Raw genomic sequence first — 19709 nt, forward strand, 5'->3', positions numbered from 1 at the left:
TTATTTTAGAACCCTCTATCCGGACTGAATGGTTCTAAATTTAAACTCGTTTTTGTATCTACAATCAGTTCTGAAACCAATTTACCAGTGGCAGGCCCTAAACTCCACCCCATCATGGCATGTCCGGTAGCAATGGTCAGATTTTTACATTTTGAAGACCTTCCTATATAAGGCAATCCATCCGGTGTACAAGGTCGTAAGCCACATGCCGCGGCCGCTTTTTCGTCGTTAGTAATTTCGAGACCATCATAATATCTTTTAGCGGCATTCGCAATAGCATCAACACGCTTGGTGTTTATATTATGATTTATACCTGCTATTTCCATCGTGCCCGCAAACCGCGTAAATCCATCCATAGGTGTTACGGCCACCTTAGCCTCGCATAAGATAGCGGGTATGGTAATATGAGTTTCTCGTGATACATTGATGCGATACCCTTTACCTGCCTGCAGCGGGATCTTAACCCCCAACTTCTTAGATATATGTGGACTCCAGCTACCGGCGGCAAGTACCACCTCATCCGACATCAGTTCTTGCTTATCGGTAATAACCTTACCTATTTTCCCTTCAGAAACTTCTACATCTGTAACCGCTTCCTTTTCCAATAGCACCACCCCTTTCGATCTCAGGTATGCCACCATCTCCGGCATGAAATGATTAGGCGTCATATGAGCATCCGACATGAAATGCACCGCACCCTTAATATTTAAACCTGTTCTGGGCTCAATGGCCTTGACGTCTTCGGGAGATAAATGCTTTACTTCCAGTCCTTCTTCGATGCCTCGTTTTCCTATTTCCCATTCTTCTTCACCTACAGCATCAGACTTATAACACATTAACAAGCCTTTACGTTCGTAGTGAAACGAAAAATCACCGGAGTCCCGCATCGCTTCATACAAGTCTCTTCCCAATAGGTTAATATCTTTTATAACAGGAATAGCCTTCTCCACCTTCTTCTTTGTTGCCGATCTTTTAAAAGCCAATGCCCATTTTAAAAACTCCAGGTCTAGTCGTGGTTTTACATAAAACGGACTCGACTCGTTAAACATCCATTTCAGCCCTTTGGTAATCATCCCGGGGGCTGCCAAAGGAATAAAATGACTGGGGGTAATGTAACCGGCGTTGACATAAGACGCGCCTTCGGAAAAATCGGATTTATCGATTACCGTAACCTGACAACCTTCTTTTTGCAGATAATAGGCAGTACTCAACCCGATGATACCACCTCCTATAATAATTACACTTCTACTCACGGCTATTTTAATTTAAAATCCCAAATGGGCTGTTCTCCTTTTAAATGCTCTACAAAATAATTCCAACGTTTCTTCATAAAATAGTCCCTCGATATTCCCGAGTAACCATGCCGTTGGCTAGGTAAAATTAACAGATCAAATTCCTTATCGGCTTTTACCAGGGCTTCGGCTAATTTAAAGGTTGCAGATGGATTCACATTATCGTCCAGACCACCGTGAACCAAAAGCAATTTACCTTTTAAATTTTTAGCATTAGTAATATTGGATACCTCCTGATAGGTGTCATCTACCGGCCATCCCTGATACATTTCGGGCCACCAGGCCTTTTCCATTCTAAAATCATGATCGGCAGAACTAGCCACACCTACTTTATAAACCCCGGGAAAAGCCAAAAGCGCTCTTCCTGTGTCGTAACCTCCCGCTGAATGCCCAAAGATACCCACTTTATCGGTATCAATCCAGGTATGTTTTTTACCTAAATAGCCAATAGCCTTCACATGATCCTCAAGATTATTACCCATATCTTTATACGAATGATCATGAAATGCCTTTGAACGCCCCGAAGTGCCTAAACCATCTATCCGCATAACAACAAAACCCAATTCGGCCAAAGCCTGATTAGCGAAGGCCACATCGAACGATTTGGGAACTATTTGCGTATGGGGTCCGGTATAGGTATTATCTATGATCGGGTAGGACCTTGACGGATCAAAATTAGAAGGCTTCCATAACGCACCGTAAATAGTCGTCTTCCCATCCTTGGCGGTCAACTCAAATACCTCTGGCGCTTCCCAACCTTTTGCTTTGGCTTCTTCAACATTTGCTTTTGTTAGTTCACATGCAACTTTACCAGATTTTACCGCTCTTAAAACACTTGTTGTCGGGATATTTAATGTCGAATAATTGTCTACGAAATATTTACCATCCTTTGAAAACGACACTATGTGATGCCCAAATTCCGGCGTTAATACCGTCAACTTTCCTTTTAAATTTACTTTATACAGTTTTTGGTGATAGGGGTTTTCTCCGGCTTCTTTCCCCGATGCTAAAAAATAAATAACCCCCTCTTGACTATCTATAAATTCAATACTGTTTACGTAATAATCTCCATTTGTTAAAGGCCTAATGGTATTATCCTTTAGGTTTAGAGCATACAATTGTCTCCAGCCATTGCGTTCGGAAAGAAACAGTAGCACCTCTTTTTCTTCTACCAGTTTGTACTCAAAATTATCGATATTGGTTTTACTGGTTTCTACAACCAGATCCACATCTGTATTAGTATTTAGATCAATACGTCGGATAATTGCCTTTTGAAAACCGCGTTCCTTCCAGAAAGCATAGCATTGCCCCGGTTTATCCGACCAACGTACATTAACCGGATTAAAGTGTGTATTTGCAGGCAATGTTGTTTTAATTTCCTGTTTAGTTTCAATATTAAAAAAAACAGGTTTTACATCTACCAAAGTGGTATCTCCGGGCGACCCTCTGTAGTAGCTTAGCAATTGCGGTTTATACAGGCTATCAATCGTATAATTTAGTAAATACATTTTTTCTGCATTTCTAAAATCTACAATACTGGTAGTAAGCCATTTGGAATCATTGGACCAATTGACACTAAAATGTTTGGGACGCTCGCCATTTTCTCCTTTTATTAAATCATACCAACCATAGTAAGTGGCATACTCATAATCCTTTTTACCATCATGACTTAACTGATGGGTTTCCCCGGTATGCTTAGACCTAACATATAAATTATAATCTTTGGTATAAGCAATCCAATTACCATCTGGTGATGTACTTTCAAACGGATTCCCTTTAGCCGGCAGCCTTTCATCCTTTTGTTTTAGGTCGTAGGTATTGATATCTAAATTGTAAATTTTACCATCCACACGAAAAGAAAATTCATGATCATTTAACTTTTCTATTTCTGATATATTAAGAGCGTTTGGATCTATCGCCTTTTTGAGGTTCTCCGTTAACACCGTTGCTAATCTGTTTTGATCGAACAGCGGTCTCACTTTATAATCTTTGAACGCAACCGTTTTGTAATACTTCCCCGCTTTACTGTAATCTATAAACCAAAACCCGGATCCATCCTTGTACCAGTATACATTCGTTTTAAGATTAAAAGCCATATCCCAATAGTTCACAAACCTAACTGCACGTTCGTAGTCTTGCTTATCTATCTCCTGTGCCTGCAGCCTAACAACAGATGATACCAGTAAAAGCACAAGTAAATATCTCATTATTTATTAATTATCAAGTTTTTAAGAATCTATATTACCTGAAAACCAAACGCGTACGGATCGTCTTCAGTATCAATTGTAATGGTATTATGACCATATACTTTAGCCCATCCCTGAATACTAGGGATGATAGCTTTTTGACCTCCCACAATGGCTTCTTCTTCCACACGTCCAATAAACTTGGAGCCAATAAAACTCTCATGCACAAAAGGCTCTTCTATTTTTAATTTCCCTTGAGCATATAGCTGAGCCAGCCGTGCTGATGTCCCGGTACCACAAGGGCTCCTGTCAATAGCCTTGTCACCATAAAATACGGCATTACGTCCGGATGAACTGGGATCTATTGGGTTGCCGGTCCACAGCATGTGACTTACATCCCTGATGGTTGAATTCTCAGGATGGACAAACATATCTTTATATTTTTCGTTGATACGTTGTCTTACCACCTGCGAGTACTGGATGATTTTGGAAGCTGAAAAAGCATGAACGCCTTCAAAATGAGGTTGCGGATCTACAATCGCATAATAATTGCCTCCATAAGATACATCGAAAGTGATCTCACCTAACTCCGGACATTCTATAGTTAATCCTTCTGCTGCGAGGTAACTTTTTACATTAATGAGCTTTACCCAATCTACCTTATTTCCCGTTTGCTGGTATTCAATTTCTACCAAACCCGCCGGGGCTTCCATTCGAATTTTACCGGGTACTTTTGGTGTTACCAAACCTTCTTCAATGGCTATGGTAATGGTTCCTATCGTACCATGACCACACATTGGCAGGCATCCCGATGTTTCTATAAATAAAATTGCAAAATCATTATTCGGATCATGCGGTGGGTACAAAATACTACCACTCATCATGTCATGACCACGGGGCTCGAACATCAATCCTTTACGAATCCAATCGTAGTCTTTTAAAAAGTGCTGCCGCTTCTCGCTCATGTTCTCTCCAACCAGCTCAGGCCCACCTTCTTTTATTACACGTACCGGATTTCCACAGGTATGTGCATCAATACAAACAAATGTACTTTTACTCATTTTTTATTTTCTCAATATAATTGTTGACCCGCTTCTCCAGAATCGATAAGGTTACGGTTCCTTGTCCTAAAATCACTTCATGAAAGTCCCGAATGTTAAATTTTGCTCCCAGCACATTCTCGGCCTTTTTGCGTAATTCCCTAATTTTTAATTCCCCAATCTTGTACGACAATGCCTGTCCAGGCCAGGAAATATAACGATCGGTTTCGGTATTGATCTCGTGTAACGATAAGGCTGTATTGGAAGCCATATAATCCACCACCTGTTGCCTGGTCCAACCTTTAGCATGAATTCCAGTATCGACAACCAAACGGCATGCGCGCCACATTTCGTAAGTTAGTTGTCCGAATTTTTCATAGGGGGTTGTATAAAGTCCCATCTCATCGGCCAAAAACTCAGAATAGAGTCCCCAACCTTCTCCATAAGCAGACAGGTACAGGTGTCTTCTAAAACCGGGAATACTATCACCCAGCTCGTTGTTCAAACTCATTTGTAAGTGATGCCCTGGAACTGCTTCATGCACGGTTAATGCCGGCAAGGTATACAATGTCCTACTGGGGAGATCATAGGTATTCACCCAATAGTATCCCGGATCGGTACTGTTTTTTGATGTTCCGACATAACGCCCACTGGTGTATTTAGGAGCAATAGCATCCGGTACGGGTGCCACTCCATAAGGCTTTCTGGGCAGGGTTTTAAAAAACCTTGGCAACTGCGCATCGGCCCGTTTGGCAATATCGCGGGCAGACATTAATAATGCATTTGGCGTTTTGGCATAGAATTGGGCATCTGTCCGCAAAAACTGAAAGAAGTCCGAAAAACTACCTTTAAAATGCAATGCTTTAATTATTTTTTCCATTTCAGCCTTGATCCGCGCCACCTCTTTAAGTCCTATTTGATGGATATCCTCCGCGGTATATTCCGTACTCGTTGTATAGTAGTTAATTCTATTTTGGTAAAACGCATTCCCATTAGGTGCTTCAGATACCCCAAGACTTGTTCGTGTTTTAGGCAAATATTCGGTTTCAAAAAAGGTTTTTATTCTTTTAAACTGAGTTGTTACAACCTTTTCTATCACATCTTTTGCAACTGCTAACACTGAATCCTTTTGCGTTTGGCTTAAATCATTCGGTAGTGCCTTAAAAGGGGAATAATAAAAACTGTCTTCATAATTAGCTACAATATGTGTATTGTATGTAGACTCATATCCTTTAAAAATAACTCTGGGCTGAGACATTCCCTTTTTTAGACCTTCTCTTAAATTCTCAAAATGTTGATCTACAAAACTGGGAATGGCCTTTAATTTATTTAAATAGTTTTTTACCTGTAGGTAATTGGTTAGCGGCCGAACCATGTAGGTTAAATTACTATGAAACCCCGCATCCGACAATATAGGGTTTAAATAGTTCTCAAAGGTGTAAAAATCGATTTTGTCCTGCAAGACAAAAGCTAAAAGACGCATCGATATCTGCTCCGTCTCTGATAGTTCCTTATTATCTATCTTTGACAATTCATCTAATTTAGATTTAGCAAATGTGGCTTCTGCTTTATAAAAATCTTTTGTAAAAAGACCTAACGGATATGCTGTTTCATCATATCCGTTATGACCTTGATAGCTATTAATTACTACTTTTAATTGGGCCGATGCATTTTGGGCAACAATCTTATTACTATTAAACACCAGTAATAATATCAGCAAGGGAATATATTGTAACCGATTCATATGATTCCCTAGTTATTATTATTGTTCACTACCTCTCTCTTTATAGTTTTAATTTTTAAGTGCATCGGGCAATAGCTCATTTGGGAACGATTGGTAGCTAACTGGTCTCACCCATCTTTTTATAGCATTGGCTCCTACAGCCGTAAATCTGGAATCAGTTGAAGCTGGATACGGCCCTCCGTGTTGCATAGATGGACAAACCTCAACACCCGTTGGCACACCGTTAAAGATAATTCTACCAACGCGGTTTTCCAAAGCATCTACCAAATCGTGCAGATTCGCATATTCCTCTTCTTCGGCAATTATGGTTCCTGTTAATTGTCCTTCTAAATTATTAATAACTTTTAACAGCTCCTCCTCGTTCTTACATTTCACGACTAACGAAAATGGCCCAAATACCTCTTGACCGGTCTTAGGGTTTGCTAAAAAATCAGCCCCCGATATGGTAGCTATTAGTGATGCTGCATAATTTGGTTCTAAATCACCTTCAACAACACCTACAATTTCCACGCCTTTTTGCGATGTTACACTTTGTCCATTCTCGACAAAACCTTGCTTGATATTAGGGTGTAACATACATTGCGCTTCGATAGCGATGGTTTTTTCTGCTAAATCCTGGACAAAAGCCTGTGTATTGTCTCCTTCCACCGTTAAAATTAAACCTGGATTGGTACAAAACTGGCCTGTTCCTAAAGTAATTGAACTGGCGTAAGTATCTGCTATATCTGCATATCTTTTATCAAGAGCTTTTGAAGTAATAATAACCGGATTTATACTTCCCATTTCTGCGAATACCGGAATAGGTTCTTCCCGTTGTGCAGCCAGATCGAACAAGGCACGACCACCGGAAATACTTCCTGTAAATCCCACCGCTTTAACTTTTGGGTGCTTTACAAGCGCTGTACCAACGGTTCTTCCTCTCCCCATAATATTAGAAAAAACACCATTGGGCATTCCAGTTTTTTCAGCAGCTTTAATAATGGCTGATGCGACTAATTCGGCCGTTCCGGAATGCATCGCATGCGCTTTTACAATGACGGGACAGCCTGCTGCCAATGCACTGACTGTATCTCCTCCTGCCGTAGAAAAAGCCAAGGGAAAGTTACTGGCTGCAAAAACCACAACCGGTCCCAATGGAATTAAAGTTTTTCGTAAATCCTCTTTAGGCAAAGGCTGTCTATCTGGAATGGCTTCATCTATAACGTTTTCTCTCCAGTCTTCTTTCGATACCAAATCGGCAAAAGAACGCAATTGAAACACAGTTCTTCCTCGCTCACCTATAGCACGTCCTTCTGGCAAACCTGATTCCGTTGTATATGCTTCAATCAACTCCTTATCTAAAGCCAAAATCTCATCAGCAATAGCGTTTAGAAATGCCGCCCTTTTAAATCCAGGGATCTTTCTATAAGTTTTAAATGCCTCCCAGCCAAGTGTTACTGCTTCATCTACTTCTGCTTCTGTTGCCTCAAAAAAGGGTGTTGAAGTTTCTATATTTAATTTAGGATTAATAGTATGATGGGTTACACTCCCATTTGCTGACAACTTATTTCCTATATAATTTTTCCCTGTAATCATTCCTTATTTTTTAAATGTTTTTTCAAATTTACTCGTTTGTAAGCTACTTTTTTTGATAATTAGGTATTTTTAAATAATACCTTGAAATGAAAAACCTTTTCTCATAACCATCTCTAGAATTATGATAAACGTGTTATAATGTCTACATTATGCCTTCTGTAAAAATGAAGCTTTCTCATTTTTGAATATTTGAAAAGATCAACTTATTAAGTCCATAACTTCAAGTCTTTCTTTTGCCAGAATATATCTTGCACGGACATCATCAATTTGTTGTTTAGTTAATTTCTTACCAAAGGTACGCAGCCCTCCAGCAACATCATTATGATGAATTCCCATAGCAAGCTTGAGATATTCCATAAGGAGCGGCTGAGCATCCAGATACGACAGAGAATTTAAAGCCTGAGAAATTTTGTTTGCCTCAGCCCATTCTCCATTTAAAACATACTCCTGCATAGTAACACTTGCTTTTGGGAAGATAGTACCTACACCTGTAATCCCACCACATGCCCCAGCGAGTCCTGCATATACAGTGACTGTATCTACTCCTGCCAAAACTTTTAAATCTTTATTCTCTAACATCAGAGTTTCAATAATTGAAACATCTATAGTCGATATTTTAAGAGCAGTTACTTTAGGAAGAACAGAAAGTCTTATAAGAAGGTCAGTTGAGAGCGCATGATAACCAGCTGCATCGGGATTGTTATAAGGCATAATTGTTACGCCTACATTTTTTGCAGTTGCTTCAGAAAGTGCATAGTACTCATACATTTCTTTTTCAGAAGGAACCGCCTTAGTTTTTGGTGGCATGATCATGACAGTATCAACTCCAACTGTTGCAAGTCCTTCAATGATTTTGGCAAGTTCTTCCTTAGTTTCTGCTGAAGCTCCGCTGATTAACGGAACATTGTATTCTTTAGCAACTTCAGAAAGGGATTTAAGTAAAGAAAGACGCTGTTTGGCACTCAGGTAGCTATTCTCTCCCAGAGTACCAGAACCAACAAGTCCGTTCATTCTGCTTCCGCCCTTTCCTTGAGTTTTTAAAATACCTGCGGCCTGTTTTTGTGTTGCATCAAGGTCAATTTCAAGAGCGCCTGATTTTGACTCTTTTAACCATGTAAACACTGCGGGCATTACACCCTTCCATTGAATACTCATAAGTTCTATTATTTATACAGTTCAAAATTACATACAGATGCTTATATACGCTATGTTCGTTTTATCCACAAATGATACTATATTATCCATTATGAGTTATTATATTAAATTTTAAGGATAATTTTTATATTTTTAGTTCATTAAAGATTAAAAATGAAAGTCTTACCTTTTAAAATACCTAAACCCGAATCGGACGCTTTGGTCTATCAGGTTGATCTTGAAACCACATTTTACGATCAATTGCATCAACATGAAGAAATTCAGCTGAGTCTTGTCGTGGAGGGTGAGGGTACTTTAATTGTTGGTGATACTATTAACGACTATTCCGATGGAGATGTTTTAGTTATCGGGAGTAATCTACCCCATGTCTTTAAAAGCGATCTGAGCGTTGGCAAAAAATCGCATATGCTCACGTTATTTTTTACTAAGGCTGCCTTTGGGACTCATTTTTTCAGCCTGGAGGAATTACATGAATTGGAACCTTTTTTTAAGCGTGCCGCACATGGATTTAAAATTACTTCGGATAAAGAGGCCATCCACAGTTTATTTTACACACTGGAAACCGCTTCTAAGTTAAGCAGGTTCATTATCTTATTGGAACTACTTAAAATAGCCTCGGTGGCCTCCTATAAAAGTCTATCGTCTTTTATTTATGATAAAAAGTATACCGACATAGAAGGCAAGCGCATGCGTGATATTTTCGAATATACCATGACCCATTATCATAAGGACATTTCGTTGGAAGCTATTTCCAATGTGGCCAATATGACTAAAAATGCTTTCTGCAAATATTTTAAGAAGCGTACCAATAAAACGTATTTTGGGTTTTTGAACGAATTACGCATTGAAAATGCCTGTAAATTATTATTAAGTCACAGAGATCTACCAATAATACACGTATCGGAAAAATCGGGATTCAATAATATATCTAACTTTAACAGACAATTTAAAACCTTAAAAGGAATAGCACCAAACATTTACAGAAAAGTGAACGATTAATGAAACGACAACACCTTTATATTCTTTTAGGCATTGGATTGATTATTACTATTTTTGGTATTGTAACAGGAAAGTTTTTCTTTCTGTTCTTAGTTATTCCTCTTGGATTCGGATTCTTTAGAAAGAATAACGATAAAGACACCTGACTTTAAGTTTTCTTGACGTATTGGGTAACAATTACTATTTGCTGGCCATCTACTTTACCTTCAATATACTCTGCATTTTCATGATCTAATCGAATGTTTCTAACAGCCGTACCTTGTTTGGCAACCATACTGGATCCTTTAACCTTAAGATCTTTCACCAAAACTACAGAGTCGCCATTCTCCAGAATTACGCCATTCACATCGCGGTGAATTATTTTTTCACTTTCATCCTTATCTTCACCAGTAGCCCTGGCTAGAGACAAAGCTTCATCGTCCAGATACATCATATCCAACAAATCTTGAGGCCATCCATCTTTACGTAATCGTTGCAACATTCGCCAGGCCATTATCTGAACAGCCACAAACTCACTCCACATACTGTCATTTAAACATCGCCAATGGTTTGCATCCATATCTGTATTGCCCTCGATCTGATCTAAACAGGTATTACATACCAAGACACTGTTATCTACCGTTTCATTCAAAGATGGGGGAATGACATATTGTTTTAAATCGTTGGTAGCGGTACATAACTCACAGGTTGAATTACTTCTTTCTTTTAAGGTTTGCAATACACTCATAATATAGATTTTTTGATTTTGCAATAATACACCTAAATTAAGGCTCTTACAATGGTAATCTCTATTTTTTAAAAAAGAAAAAGATGCCGGAAAAGGCATCTTTTGACTAAACCATAAAAATCTCATCTTTTATTTTCTGAGTTCATGCACCGACTGATAAATATAATCGCCATGTACTCCGGTAAAATATTTACCTACTTTCTTACCTCTATCCTTACGGGCTTCTTCATCTGGCCATGCTTCTTTTCTTAGTTCTTGAAATCTATCAAACATTTTATCTAGATCGGCTAAAGACTCCACTATAAACGCTTCAACAAACTCTGTTCTGTCCGCTCCCCAAGCATGTGCATGCGGATAATAGGCTTTTATATATTCATTCTTATTAATTAGTTCATCAAAATAACTTTCTCCTAACTCTTCGAACTCATCCTTCGATCCATCTTCTGGAAAAGCAAAATGGCTAACTCTTACAAAAGTAATTAAATCCTTATCTGGTTTAGCATCCATAAGCTTAGCTCTACCCATCGTTACATAAATTTCATCGGAATGCTCGTTAGCATAATAGGCCATTCTCTTTTTTATGAATGCTTTTCTTTCTTCTTCATTGGGCCAAGCTTCTTCTTCCAACTTTTTACTCCTTTCTGTAGCTTTGTCTATGTCATTCCAAGAGGCAAAGGCCTGAACATATTTTATTTCAGTGTTATCTGCTGTAAACATATGTAAATGGGTAGAAGTTCCCATAATGTATTCATTTTTCATGGTCACCTTATCTAAATACTCTTTTTCTACGGCCTTCCATTCCTCCATTTTAAAGTCTTCATAATCCATATTCCAATGCATAGTTGTTACTGCAATGTACTGTGGGCGCTCAGGTACATCTTGTTGGGCCAAAAGTGTAGTGGTACTAAACAACAAAACCAAACTTAGTAGTGCTGTAAATAATCGATTGATTGTTTTCATAATCTGATAAAATTTAAATTAGTATACTAGTTAAAATCAAATACTTCTTTAAGGCTCGGGGACTGAAAACAAGATTTGAGACAATCTTTTATTTACTATTAATCGGAACTATTTTTGGAGAGTACTAAATATACAACAAAAAAGCACTCGTTTTACATTCGTAAGCATTTTCCAGTTAAATTAATGTATCTCTTACTTTTTTAGGCATGGTTTTTACAACCATTTCATGGGAGTGGTCTATGAGATGTAAAATAAATTCTGACGACAATTCGCCTTCATGGATATAAACGGTATTCCAATGTTTTTTATTCATATGAAAACCTGGCCGTATACTGCTGTAATCAGATCGTAACGTTTCTGAATATTCTGGATCGCACTTTAAATTTACCGAAGCTTTTCCCTGTTCCCAGGCATCTAACGGCACTAAAGCAAATATCTTACCTAACACCTTAAATACCAATACATTTTCATCAAACGGAAAATCTTCCGTTGTTTCTTTTTTACTTAAACAATAATCTCGAAGTTGCTCAATATTCATATTACTTTTCCAAATTCCCTAAGTGGGTATGTTTAAAATTATCCAAATACTTCAAACCGTAACCAAAAACCCTGTCTAAAGCGGCATGGGAAAATAGTATAACACCAATTAATTGTATTATCTGGCTTCCTAAATAAATTCCTCCCAAATACAATAAAACAGCTAGCCCTTTATGGTGCAACACGTTATAGGTTATGGCTCCTACCTTTGCACTGACCAAATATCCTAACATCCCTATATCTGGAGTTAGCAGTAGCACCAAAAACCACCACCAACTAAAATCGAGAATATTAAAAAAATATACACCTAATACAAAGAGCAGTAACTCTTCCATTTTTAAAACTAGACTCATGTGTTTTCAATTTTATAAAGGATGGGCTTGCTAGGTGTGGCATCATTCTCAAAAGACGCTATTTGCAAGTTTAAAATATAAATGTCATCTACCACAGAATTTGGCACAAAAATAAATTCGGTTATCGTTGCATGTTTTCGTAAACTACCTTCAATATTCCAAAATGCACGATGTGCCAATAGCATACCATCGTCCTTCTCCTTATCTATACTGGGTAAATCTACTAATAAATGTTGCACCCCCTTTTCTCGCAAATAAATAGCGGCATCTTCTAATAAATAAGGGGGATTGGTGTGAGAATACTGAGCATATAACTTTTCCTTAGTATTAGGAATCGTTCTTATAACAATCGCCTCTCTTTTTTTATTACCAATAGCAAACTGTAATTGCTTTTTTGAAATCACAAAATCGTCTTTTAGCTTTTCGGGAGCTACGGTAATAACTTCTGCCAAAAAGAAAAATTGCTTTAATTTCTTATTTACCGAATAGGGCCGCTCTGTTATATGCCCCACACACTCCGTATGTGTACCATGAGCGTGTGGATTAAAATAAATATTATTAAAATTGATACTGGCCCCTTCTTTTACACTGGCGATCCAGTCACCCTCAACCACAGGTTCAATTCTGGGTGGACCAATATACCAGGCATTCACATTCTTCTTCGACGCTTGCAAAGGCATTGAAATATCAATGGGTTTAGACAAATCTATTTGAAGTTTTTTGGATCTGTATTGAATAGTTGCAATCATTTATGCTGAATTTATTTCAGCATCTTTAAAATTAAGATACTATAACTCCAAATATAAGTTTTTTAAATCTGGATTCTATGTTTTAATTAAATTCCGTTTCCATTAGCCTTCCAGTTTTTAATTTGTTTTTCCTAATAAAAGCCTCATGATATTCGTCAAATCTTTCAAAGTACAACAACTCATGAACATTATACCTTTTGGTAGATAAGGCTGCTTAACCTTTAAGATGCATTTCAATTTCTTTTTCAAATTTTTGTTGCACCTACATACAGGACTGTTCAATTTTTATTGGACAATATGTAAACATATGCTTCTTTCAAAATTGAAATTTTATTAGATACTGAATCTAGTTCAGCATAAAGAGTTCGGACGCAATACCATCCACTAAAAATTTCCCTTTTGGTGTGGTTGTTATTTTCTCAATGTGATTTTTTTCGTTATCAACATCGATCAAAAGAGTCAGTAAGCCTTCATTAAAATACGTCTGTGCAGCTTCCAATACATGATGCTTATAGACTTCTCCAAAATCACTTGCGATAGTATTTAAAGATATTCCCCAAATGGTTCTGAGTCCGGTCATTACATACTCATTATACCGATCCTGAATGGACAGCTCCTCGATGGTTACCGGCTGTACCCCTTTTTGGATAGCCTGTATGTATTTTGTGTTATTGGCTATATTCCAACTGCGTTGTATTCTATTAAAGGAATGCGCCGATGGTCCTATACCTATGTATGGTTTTCCCTGCCAGTACGATGTATTGTGCTTTGAAAAATAATCCGGTTTTCCAAAATTTGAAATTTCGTAATGTACAAAGCCCTGCTCGGTTGTTCTATCCATTAAATGATTAAAATGCTGCAATGCCAAAGATTCGTCTAAAGGTGGATAGGTCCCTTTTCGGATAAATGTATCCAAAGCCGTTTTTGGCTCAACCGTTAAGGCGTAACTCGAAATATGATTGACCCCGAACTTAAAAGCTATTTCCAAATTATGATCCCACTTATTAATATCCATACCCGGAATACCATAAATAAGATCGATGGTAATATTATTGAAATAATGCTGCGCGATATCCAGACATCTTTGGGCTTCCAATGCATTATGTGCCCGGTTCATACTTTTCAGATCGTCTTCAAAGAATGACTGAATCCCAATACTCAGCCGATTAATTCCGGTATCTGCTAATGACATTAATCGTTCTTTGGTTAAATCATCTGGATTGGCCTCAAGTGTTATTTCGGGAGCCTCTGTTACGTTATAGCCTTTATAAATGGCACCAAGAATACTTCTTAATTCATCATCACTCAATAAACTGGGGGTACCACCTCCCAAATATATCGTTTCAACATTTTGTCCCTTAAATTCATCCTTTCGCAATTCCAATTCGGCAAGCAATGCCTTAACCAAATCGTCTTTTTTCTTCAGAGAGGTTGAAAAGTGAAAGTCGCAATAAAAACATGCCTGCTTACAAAAGGGAATATGAATATAGATACCTGCGATGATCTTCGATTTTAGATTTATGAATTACAATAAATTATACAAAACATACCCTGTCATTACCAATCATGCCTGACAAAAAATGAGTTAACCTATTTTGTCCTGATTTTGTTTTACAAAACTTGCCCATCCCGAATAACTTTTACCTACCGACACCTTACCCGAATTATAAAAATGGCAAACGGCGGCAGCTAATCCATCGGTAGCATCCAAATTTTTAGGCAAAGTTTTTAATCCCAGCATCCCTTGAAGCATTTTAGCCACCTGCTCTTTACTGGCATTTCCATTACCAGTTATAGACATCTTTATTTTTTTGGGCAAGTACTCGGTAATTGGTATCTGCCTGCTCAAACCTGCCGCCATGGCAACCCCCTGGGCCCGACCTAGTTTAAGCATACTTTGCACATTTTTGCCATAAAAAGGAGCCTCAATCGCTATTTCATCGGGGTGATGTGTATCAATAAGCTCGATAGTACGTTCGAAAATAAGATTCAACTTTAAATAATGATCGTCGTACTTTTTCAGATCCAGTTCATTTAGCTGTAAGAAGTGCATGGTCTTTCCAACAACTTTTATAAGTCCAAACCCCATAACGGTCGTTCCCGGATCGATCCCCAATATAATACGTTCTTTACTCATGCTCACAATAATAACAACCACTAAGCGAAATTGAAAATCCAACGGTAAACGTTAGGAGGTTTCCATTAAATGATCCATATCCGGTGGTTACCGGATCGAAGTCATCGCCCAATCCTAAAATATAGGAAGCATCCAAATAAACCGATAAGGCATCAGACACTCCAAAATGGCATTCCAAACCTCCCATCGCATTAAGGAAAGACGTATCGTTCTCCCCATAATCTACCAAAGGCTTTATCATTGAAAATCCCGGACCGGCATGGGCAAAAACCCCAATGCGTTGCGGTACAAAACCTAAAACGCGTGTTACATTACAAACCAGTTGGGCGTTAAGCCTGGTATAATTCACTTTAAATTCGGGCGTATTATCCAGATTAGAAAAACGATTGTATCCAAAATCCAGTTTTGTTCCCAACAAGGAATTAAACATATACTGAACTCCCAAATTGATGCTGGGAAAATTTACAGATTTTGCCTCAAAATCATCTACAAACCCCGATTGCGAAGGACTATTGACGCCTAATGCTATTTGTCCCTTAAATGTACTCGGGTCTCCCTGCGCATTCCCCTGAAAAAACCACATCATACCAATAGCAAAAACAAAGTATTTATATCTTTTAAAACTTGAGGTCATAACATATGGTAGTTTTATTTGCTTACATTGGTCTAAACCACAAATGTAATATCATACAAAACTAATCAATTCTTTTTTGCCGCAACTGATTATGATATAAACAATGGTATTAATCTCCTCCTACCAACAAGAGTAAAAAAATATTCTTTCAATAATTTTTTATACTATTTCATAACATAAAACAAGGCTAGATAATTACCTAGCCTTGTTTTTAAATTAGTATCCCAATTTTTTTTTAAAGGTTATACCTTTAGTTTTGTATAGGGGATACGCATTTTAATCTCCCAAGTACCTGAATCGTTAATTTTGATTCCCCAGCGAATGTAAGCCTGGTTAACTATAACGCCTGTATCCGGATCGGTAAATGGCGCCCAGTCTTTGGCTCCATAATCATTTTCATAAGCTTCTGTATCTACCGTGAAGGCATCACGTGTTGTAATATAATACATTAAATATGAATTATTACCACCATAGTTTCTCGCATACTGAGGAAATGGAGGTGCTGGTAATGAAAACGTAGTCGATGTTGCATCAGACACCGTTTCTATAGAGTTATCGTGATAATTTTGAAGATAGGAAGACCCTGAAGGATAAAAAGGTATTTTCGCTGGGTCTAAAGGGTTATCATAACTATCGGTAATTATCATTTTTACATTGACACCTAAAGCAGGCTCATTACTAATCTTAGTAATAGTAATGTAAGGATGCGTTCCATCTAGAACACTTGGGACATTATCGTCAAAACCATTTGTAATCTTGGAGGTATATAGTGCACTCAAAGAACCATTTGACTGGTTAACCAAGTTAAGCCTTGATCGCATTTCTACAGGAAATTCTACTGGCACAAAAGGCTCCAGTTTAACCACCACAAAATCATCTAATTGGCGTTCCCCCCTTACGTTGGTCGCTTTAACATTTAAATGGTAAATATCATTATCCGTTACATTACGGGTGGATTGCGTAAAGGCGAATTCGCCACTAACGTCATTCATAAGAATAGAAGGTTGATTTGTTAACTCTAACTTTTGATTGACTATTTCCAATGATGTATCGGTTTCTGGATTAAAAGGTTCTTTCCATGTTAAAATTTCATGTTCCTCAAACAAAGCATTTGTGGGGTTACCATTACCATCTGTAATGCTTGTTATCTCCCAGTGTAATGGGTACGTAGATCCCTCGATGGCTGGTGGTGCACTTTTTACAAAAATGCCACGCGGCGCAAAAATGGTATCTTCCAAAGCGTGGATATTGTCACTTAAATAGCCTATTTCTGGCGGCTTACAAGCAACAATAAGAAGTGTTATGGTTAGAAAAGAATAAAATATATTTTTCATGTGTTTTTGTTTTTAGATTATACGCTTATACACTTAAACAATATTGCACTAATTACTTTTGTAATTAAATAGTGTATGCCCTCCCTGAAGTACATATATCATTCCGTTAGTGGACTGCAAATTGGACGTTCTTACTACAAACTTATCATCCTTTTCATCCGGATCGTTTATCGTTCTATCCCAGTCATCCCATTCGGATCCATTCTTATAAGTAAAGTATACATACTCTGGGTACGATTCCAATTCGTTTCCATATTGGTTTGTGGGTTCCAAAGAGATACGACGCTCTTCTCCGTTTGTAGCGGTATATATTTTACCCTGATCTGGAGTCATATTATCCCGGGTTATTTTGCCGTTAAAAATATAACCTCCTAAATATTTAGTAAGTGTGTCTACCGGAATGTCATTTACAGTATATTCTGCCAATGGATCGCTTTGGCGTAGTTCACTTAAAACTTTGTCAATATAGTGTTTAATGGACAGGTTGTTTGGCGCAAAAATAGTGGTCTCGCCATTGACCAAGTCCTCCATACCCGCACGTTCAATAAGTATGGCCAAGGTGTCTAACTGCTCATGGGATCTAAAGAATTCCAAAGTAGTTGTACCAACATTTGGATTACTAAGGCCTCCATCTGTTAAATAGTCGCCACCATTGTCGCAGGCATAAACTGCAAAAAGCAGAAGTATTGGTAATATTATATTTTTCATCATATTATGTCTTGTCTTAAATTTTACTTACAGTTTACCTCTCCAGTATTCTGTTTGAAGAATGGATGGGTTAATAGAAATTATGGAAGGGTGTACTGGCCAGAAATAACCTTTTTTATCGTTCCTTACCTGATTGGCCCAACTAACCCCTTCAAAGTAATCCATTCGAATTCTGTCGTAACCAGATTGGGCCTCACCAACAAATTCAATAGCGCGTTCATCAAAAATGGCCTTAAAGAGGGAAGTCCTATCTGTTGCCCCTGTGTAATTAGGAACATTTGCTTTGCTCCTAACCATATTAATATCTGAAACTGCAGTAGTTCCGTTACCTGATCTGGCATTTGCTTCGGCTCTTAGTAAGTACATATCTGCTAAACGGAAAATTAAAATATTGGCTTCAGAGAACTGCGCATAGGCATTTTCCGAATCAGGATCTTGCGTCGAATACGAGTACTTCATTAAAAAAGAACCATTCGTTGTACCATATTCATAGAAAAACAACTCTTTACGTACATCATTTTCTCTATCTGAATCTGTAGCCATCATTTCATTACCATAAAAATCAGCGTTCCATCCCGGAGATCTGTTAGTATTAACAGAAGAATAGGCGAAGGGATAATTTAAGGTTAACCCCGTATGACTGTTATCACCTTTTGTTACTCTAAAGGACTCATTAACATCTGAACTCACATTAATTTCAAATAAACTGGTTTCAGATTGTCCAATGCACATTCTGTCAACACCATTTTGTCCTTCAGAAGCATAATCGATTAAACTAGCTCCACTATTATTAATAACGGAAGTAGTGGCATTAATAGCTTCTTGGATCATGGTACTGTTGTCATTATCTCTTCCTGCATACCATAAGGCAATGTGTGCTTTTAAAGCTTCTGCACTGGCTTTATTAGCTCTAATAGCCCAATCGGAAGCTCCAGGAGAAGAGTATTCCAATAAACTTATAGATTTATTAACAGCCTCTAATGCATAATCCAAAACTTCCAATTCTGGAGCTCTGCTTATATCAACTATATAACCGTCTTCTGTAACAAGCTGATCGATACTCTCTATGGATTCATCAATAATTGGCACATCTCCCCAAATACGAGCCATATAGAAATAGGTTAAAGCACGAACAAATGCAGCCTCTCCCATTATTCTGTTTTTGTCTTCAGTAGAATCGAATAAGTCATCAGACATATCTTCTACATATAATTCCGTTGTAAGTGCCCAGTTAGCTGCTCTGTAAAAGTTCTTCCAGTTTCTTGAGGCATCTCTATAAGCTAAAACATAGTTCCCACTTCCTTCAATGTAGTTAACAATCCAGTTTCTACTATCCATAAAAGTCATACCAGTCCATTCTCCCCAATATAGGAAATTAGATTGCGTCATAATAGCTTCTTTAAATAAGCCATAAGCTCCAGCAACAGCCTGTTCTGCATTTGCCTGGCTAACCCAAAATACGTTTGGATGTGTAATACTTACTGGCTCCCTGTCTAAAAGGTCATTACAGCTTACAATTGTTAGTAAAGCCAAGACCAATCCATATATTTTTAAACTCTTAAATCGTTTCATAATCTTT

At 37.8% G+C, this 19709-nt stretch carries 19 protein-coding genes; 2 read left to right on the top strand and 17 right to left on the bottom strand.

Going from position 1 to position 19709, the window contains the following annotated elements:
- Nucleotides 1–5 precede the first annotated feature (5 nt).
- The 6 genes from ABD792_RS00535 to ABD792_RS00560 form a co-directional block, all read right to left on the bottom strand.
- Nucleotides 6–1253, bottom strand: a complete 1248-nt coding sequence (locus ABD792_RS00535) for an NAD(P)/FAD-dependent oxidoreductase (RefSeq protein WP_345003740.1) — start codon at nt 1251–1253, stop codon at nt 6–8.
- 2 nt (nt 1254–1255) lie between these two features.
- Entirely contained in the window at nt 1256–3499 is a 2244-nt protein-coding gene (locus ABD792_RS00540; RefSeq protein WP_345003741.1) for a S9 family peptidase, read from the bottom strand.
- A gap of 29 nt (nt 3500–3528) precedes the next feature.
- Nucleotides 3529–4539: a 4-hydroxyproline epimerase gene (locus ABD792_RS00545; protein ID WP_345003742.1), complete on the bottom strand. Its 1011-nt coding sequence runs from the start codon at nt 4537–4539 to the stop codon at nt 3529–3531.
- The gene (locus ABD792_RS00550) at nt 4532–6262 is read right to left on the bottom strand and encodes a DUF885 domain-containing protein (RefSeq protein WP_345003743.1); all 1731 of its coding nucleotides are present in this window, start codon (nt 6260–6262) and stop codon (nt 4532–4534) included. Before ABD792_RS00550 ends, ABD792_RS00545 begins: the two co-directional genes overlap by 8 nt.
- 48 nt (nt 6263–6310) lie before the next feature.
- Complete coding sequence (locus ABD792_RS00555; RefSeq protein ID WP_345003744.1) at nt 6311–7837, bottom strand: aldehyde dehydrogenase (NADP(+)); 1527 nt, start codon at nt 7835–7837, stop codon at nt 6311–6313.
- A gap of 198 nt (nt 7838–8035) precedes the next feature.
- Complete coding sequence (locus ABD792_RS00560; protein ID WP_345003745.1) at nt 8036–8992, bottom strand: dihydrodipicolinate synthase family protein; 957 nt, start codon at nt 8990–8992, stop codon at nt 8036–8038.
- 153 nt (nt 8993–9145) lie between these two features.
- Between ABD792_RS00560 and ABD792_RS00565 the strand changes: the two genes are divergently transcribed.
- Entirely contained in the window at nt 9146–9991 is an 846-nt protein-coding gene (locus ABD792_RS00565; protein WP_345003746.1) for an AraC family transcriptional regulator, read from the top strand.
- A complete protein-coding gene (locus tag ABD792_RS00570) occupies nt 9991–10137 on the top strand; it encodes a hypothetical protein (RefSeq protein WP_345003747.1) in 147 nt (48 codons plus the stop codon). Before ABD792_RS00565 ends, ABD792_RS00570 begins: the two co-directional genes overlap by 1 nt.
- A gap of 2 nt (nt 10138–10139) precedes the next feature.
- Here ABD792_RS00570 and ABD792_RS00575 read toward each other — a convergent pair whose 3' ends face one another.
- The 11 genes from ABD792_RS00575 to ABD792_RS00625 all read right to left on the bottom strand — a co-directional run bounded on the left by ABD792_RS00575 (nt 10140) and on the right by ABD792_RS00625 (nt 19702).
- On the bottom strand, nt 10140–10718 hold the full coding sequence (locus ABD792_RS00575; RefSeq protein WP_345003748.1) for a PhnA domain-containing protein: 579 nt from the start codon (nt 10716–10718) through the stop codon (nt 10140–10142).
- Between the two features lie 129 nt (nt 10719–10847).
- Nucleotides 10848–11678, bottom strand: coding sequence for a hypothetical protein (locus ABD792_RS00580; RefSeq protein ID WP_345003749.1), 831 nt, complete (start codon nt 11676–11678; stop codon nt 10848–10850).
- 175 nt (nt 11679–11853) lie between these two features.
- Nucleotides 11854–12216, bottom strand: coding sequence for an MmcQ/YjbR family DNA-binding protein (locus ABD792_RS00585; protein ID WP_345003751.1), 363 nt, complete (start codon nt 12214–12216; stop codon nt 11854–11856).
- Between the two features lies 1 nt (nt 12217).
- Nucleotides 12218–12568, bottom strand: coding sequence for a DUF4260 domain-containing protein (locus ABD792_RS00590; protein ID WP_345003752.1), 351 nt, complete (start codon nt 12566–12568; stop codon nt 12218–12220).
- Nucleotides 12565–13317, bottom strand: a complete 753-nt coding sequence (locus ABD792_RS00595) for a cyclase family protein (protein WP_345003754.1) — start codon at nt 13315–13317, stop codon at nt 12565–12567. Before ABD792_RS00595 ends, ABD792_RS00590 begins: the two co-directional genes overlap by 4 nt.
- A gap of 346 nt (nt 13318–13663) precedes the next feature.
- The gene (gene hemW, locus ABD792_RS00600; RefSeq protein ID WP_345003789.1) at nt 13664–14839 is read right to left on the bottom strand and encodes a radical SAM family heme chaperone HemW; all 1176 of its coding nucleotides are present in this window, start codon (nt 14837–14839) and stop codon (nt 13664–13666) included.
- 63 nt (nt 14840–14902) lie between these two features.
- The gene (ruvC, locus tag ABD792_RS00605) at nt 14903–15454 is read right to left on the bottom strand and encodes a crossover junction endodeoxyribonuclease RuvC (RefSeq protein ID WP_345003756.1); all 552 of its coding nucleotides are present in this window, start codon (nt 15452–15454) and stop codon (nt 14903–14905) included.
- Nucleotides 15447–16088, bottom strand: coding sequence for an outer membrane beta-barrel protein (locus ABD792_RS00610; protein ID WP_345003757.1), 642 nt, complete (start codon nt 16086–16088; stop codon nt 15447–15449). Before ABD792_RS00610 ends, ruvC begins: the two co-directional genes overlap by 8 nt.
- Nucleotides 16089–16330: 242 nt before the next feature.
- Nucleotides 16331–17422, bottom strand: a complete 1092-nt coding sequence (locus ABD792_RS00615) for a DUF5007 domain-containing protein (RefSeq protein ID WP_345003758.1) — start codon at nt 17420–17422, stop codon at nt 16331–16333.
- Between the two features lie 48 nt (nt 17423–17470).
- Nucleotides 17471–18133 carry a hypothetical protein gene (locus ABD792_RS00620; RefSeq protein WP_345003759.1) on the bottom strand — a complete coding sequence of 221 codons (663 nt, stop codon included), beginning with the start codon at nt 18131–18133 and terminating at the stop codon, nt 17471–17473.
- A 24-nt stretch (nt 18134–18157) separates the two neighbouring features.
- Entirely contained in the window at nt 18158–19702 is a 1545-nt protein-coding gene (locus ABD792_RS00625; protein WP_345003760.1) for a RagB/SusD family nutrient uptake outer membrane protein, read from the bottom strand.
- Between the last annotated feature and the right edge of the window lie 7 nt (nt 19703–19709).

The sequence above is a fragment of the Snuella lapsa genome (assembly GCF_039539345.1).
Taxonomy (GTDB): domain Bacteria; phylum Bacteroidota; class Bacteroidia; order Flavobacteriales; family Flavobacteriaceae; genus Snuella; species Snuella lapsa.

Coding starts and splice junctions, on each gene's coding strand:
- ABD792_RS00540 (WP_345003741.1), bottom strand. CDS start 3,499: ATGAGATATTTACTTGTGCTTTTACTGGTATCATCTGTTGTTAGGCTG.
- ABD792_RS00545 (WP_345003742.1), bottom strand. CDS start 4,539: ATGAGTAAAAGTACATTTGTTTGTATTGATGCACATACCTGTGGAAAT.
- ABD792_RS00550 (WP_345003743.1), bottom strand. CDS start 6,262: ATGAATCGGTTACAATATATTCCCTTGCTGATATTATTACTGGTGTTT.
- ABD792_RS00555 (WP_345003744.1), bottom strand. CDS start 7,837: ATGATTACAGGGAAAAATTATATAGGAAATAAGTTGTCAGCAAATGGG.
- ABD792_RS00560 (WP_345003745.1), bottom strand. CDS start 8,992: ATGAGTATTCAATGGAAGGGTGTAATGCCCGCAGTGTTTACATGGTTA.
- ABD792_RS00565 (WP_345003746.1), top strand. CDS start 9,146: ATGAAAGTCTTACCTTTTAAAATACCTAAACCCGAATCGGACGCTTTG.
- ABD792_RS00570 (WP_345003747.1), top strand. CDS start 9,991: ATGAAACGACAACACCTTTATATTCTTTTAGGCATTGGATTGATTATT.
- ABD792_RS00575 (WP_345003748.1), bottom strand. CDS start 10,718: ATGAGTGTATTGCAAACCTTAAAAGAAAGAAGTAATTCAACCTGTGAG.
- ABD792_RS00580 (WP_345003749.1), bottom strand. CDS start 11,678: ATGAAAACAATCAATCGATTATTTACAGCACTACTAAGTTTGGTTTTG.
- ABD792_RS00585 (WP_345003751.1), bottom strand. CDS start 12,216: ATGAATATTGAGCAACTTCGAGATTATTGTTTAAGTAAAAAAGAAACA.
- ABD792_RS00590 (WP_345003752.1), bottom strand. CDS start 12,568: ATGAGTCTAGTTTTAAAAATGGAAGAGTTACTGCTCTTTGTATTAGGT.
- ABD792_RS00595 (WP_345003754.1), bottom strand. CDS start 13,317: ATGATTGCAACTATTCAATACAGATCCAAAAAACTTCAAATAGATTTG.
- ruvC (WP_345003756.1), bottom strand. CDS start 15,454: ATGAGTAAAGAACGTATTATATTGGGGATCGATCCGGGAACGACCGTT.
- ABD792_RS00610 (WP_345003757.1), bottom strand. CDS start 16,088: ATGACCTCAAGTTTTAAAAGATATAAATACTTTGTTTTTGCTATTGGT.
- ABD792_RS00615 (WP_345003758.1), bottom strand. CDS start 17,422: ATGAAAAATATATTTTATTCTTTTCTAACCATAACACTTCTTATTGTT.
- ABD792_RS00620 (WP_345003759.1), bottom strand. CDS start 18,133: ATGATGAAAAATATAATATTACCAATACTTCTGCTTTTTGCAGTTTAT.
- ABD792_RS00625 (WP_345003760.1), bottom strand. CDS start 19,702: ATGAAACGATTTAAGAGTTTAAAAATATATGGATTGGTCTTGGCTTTA.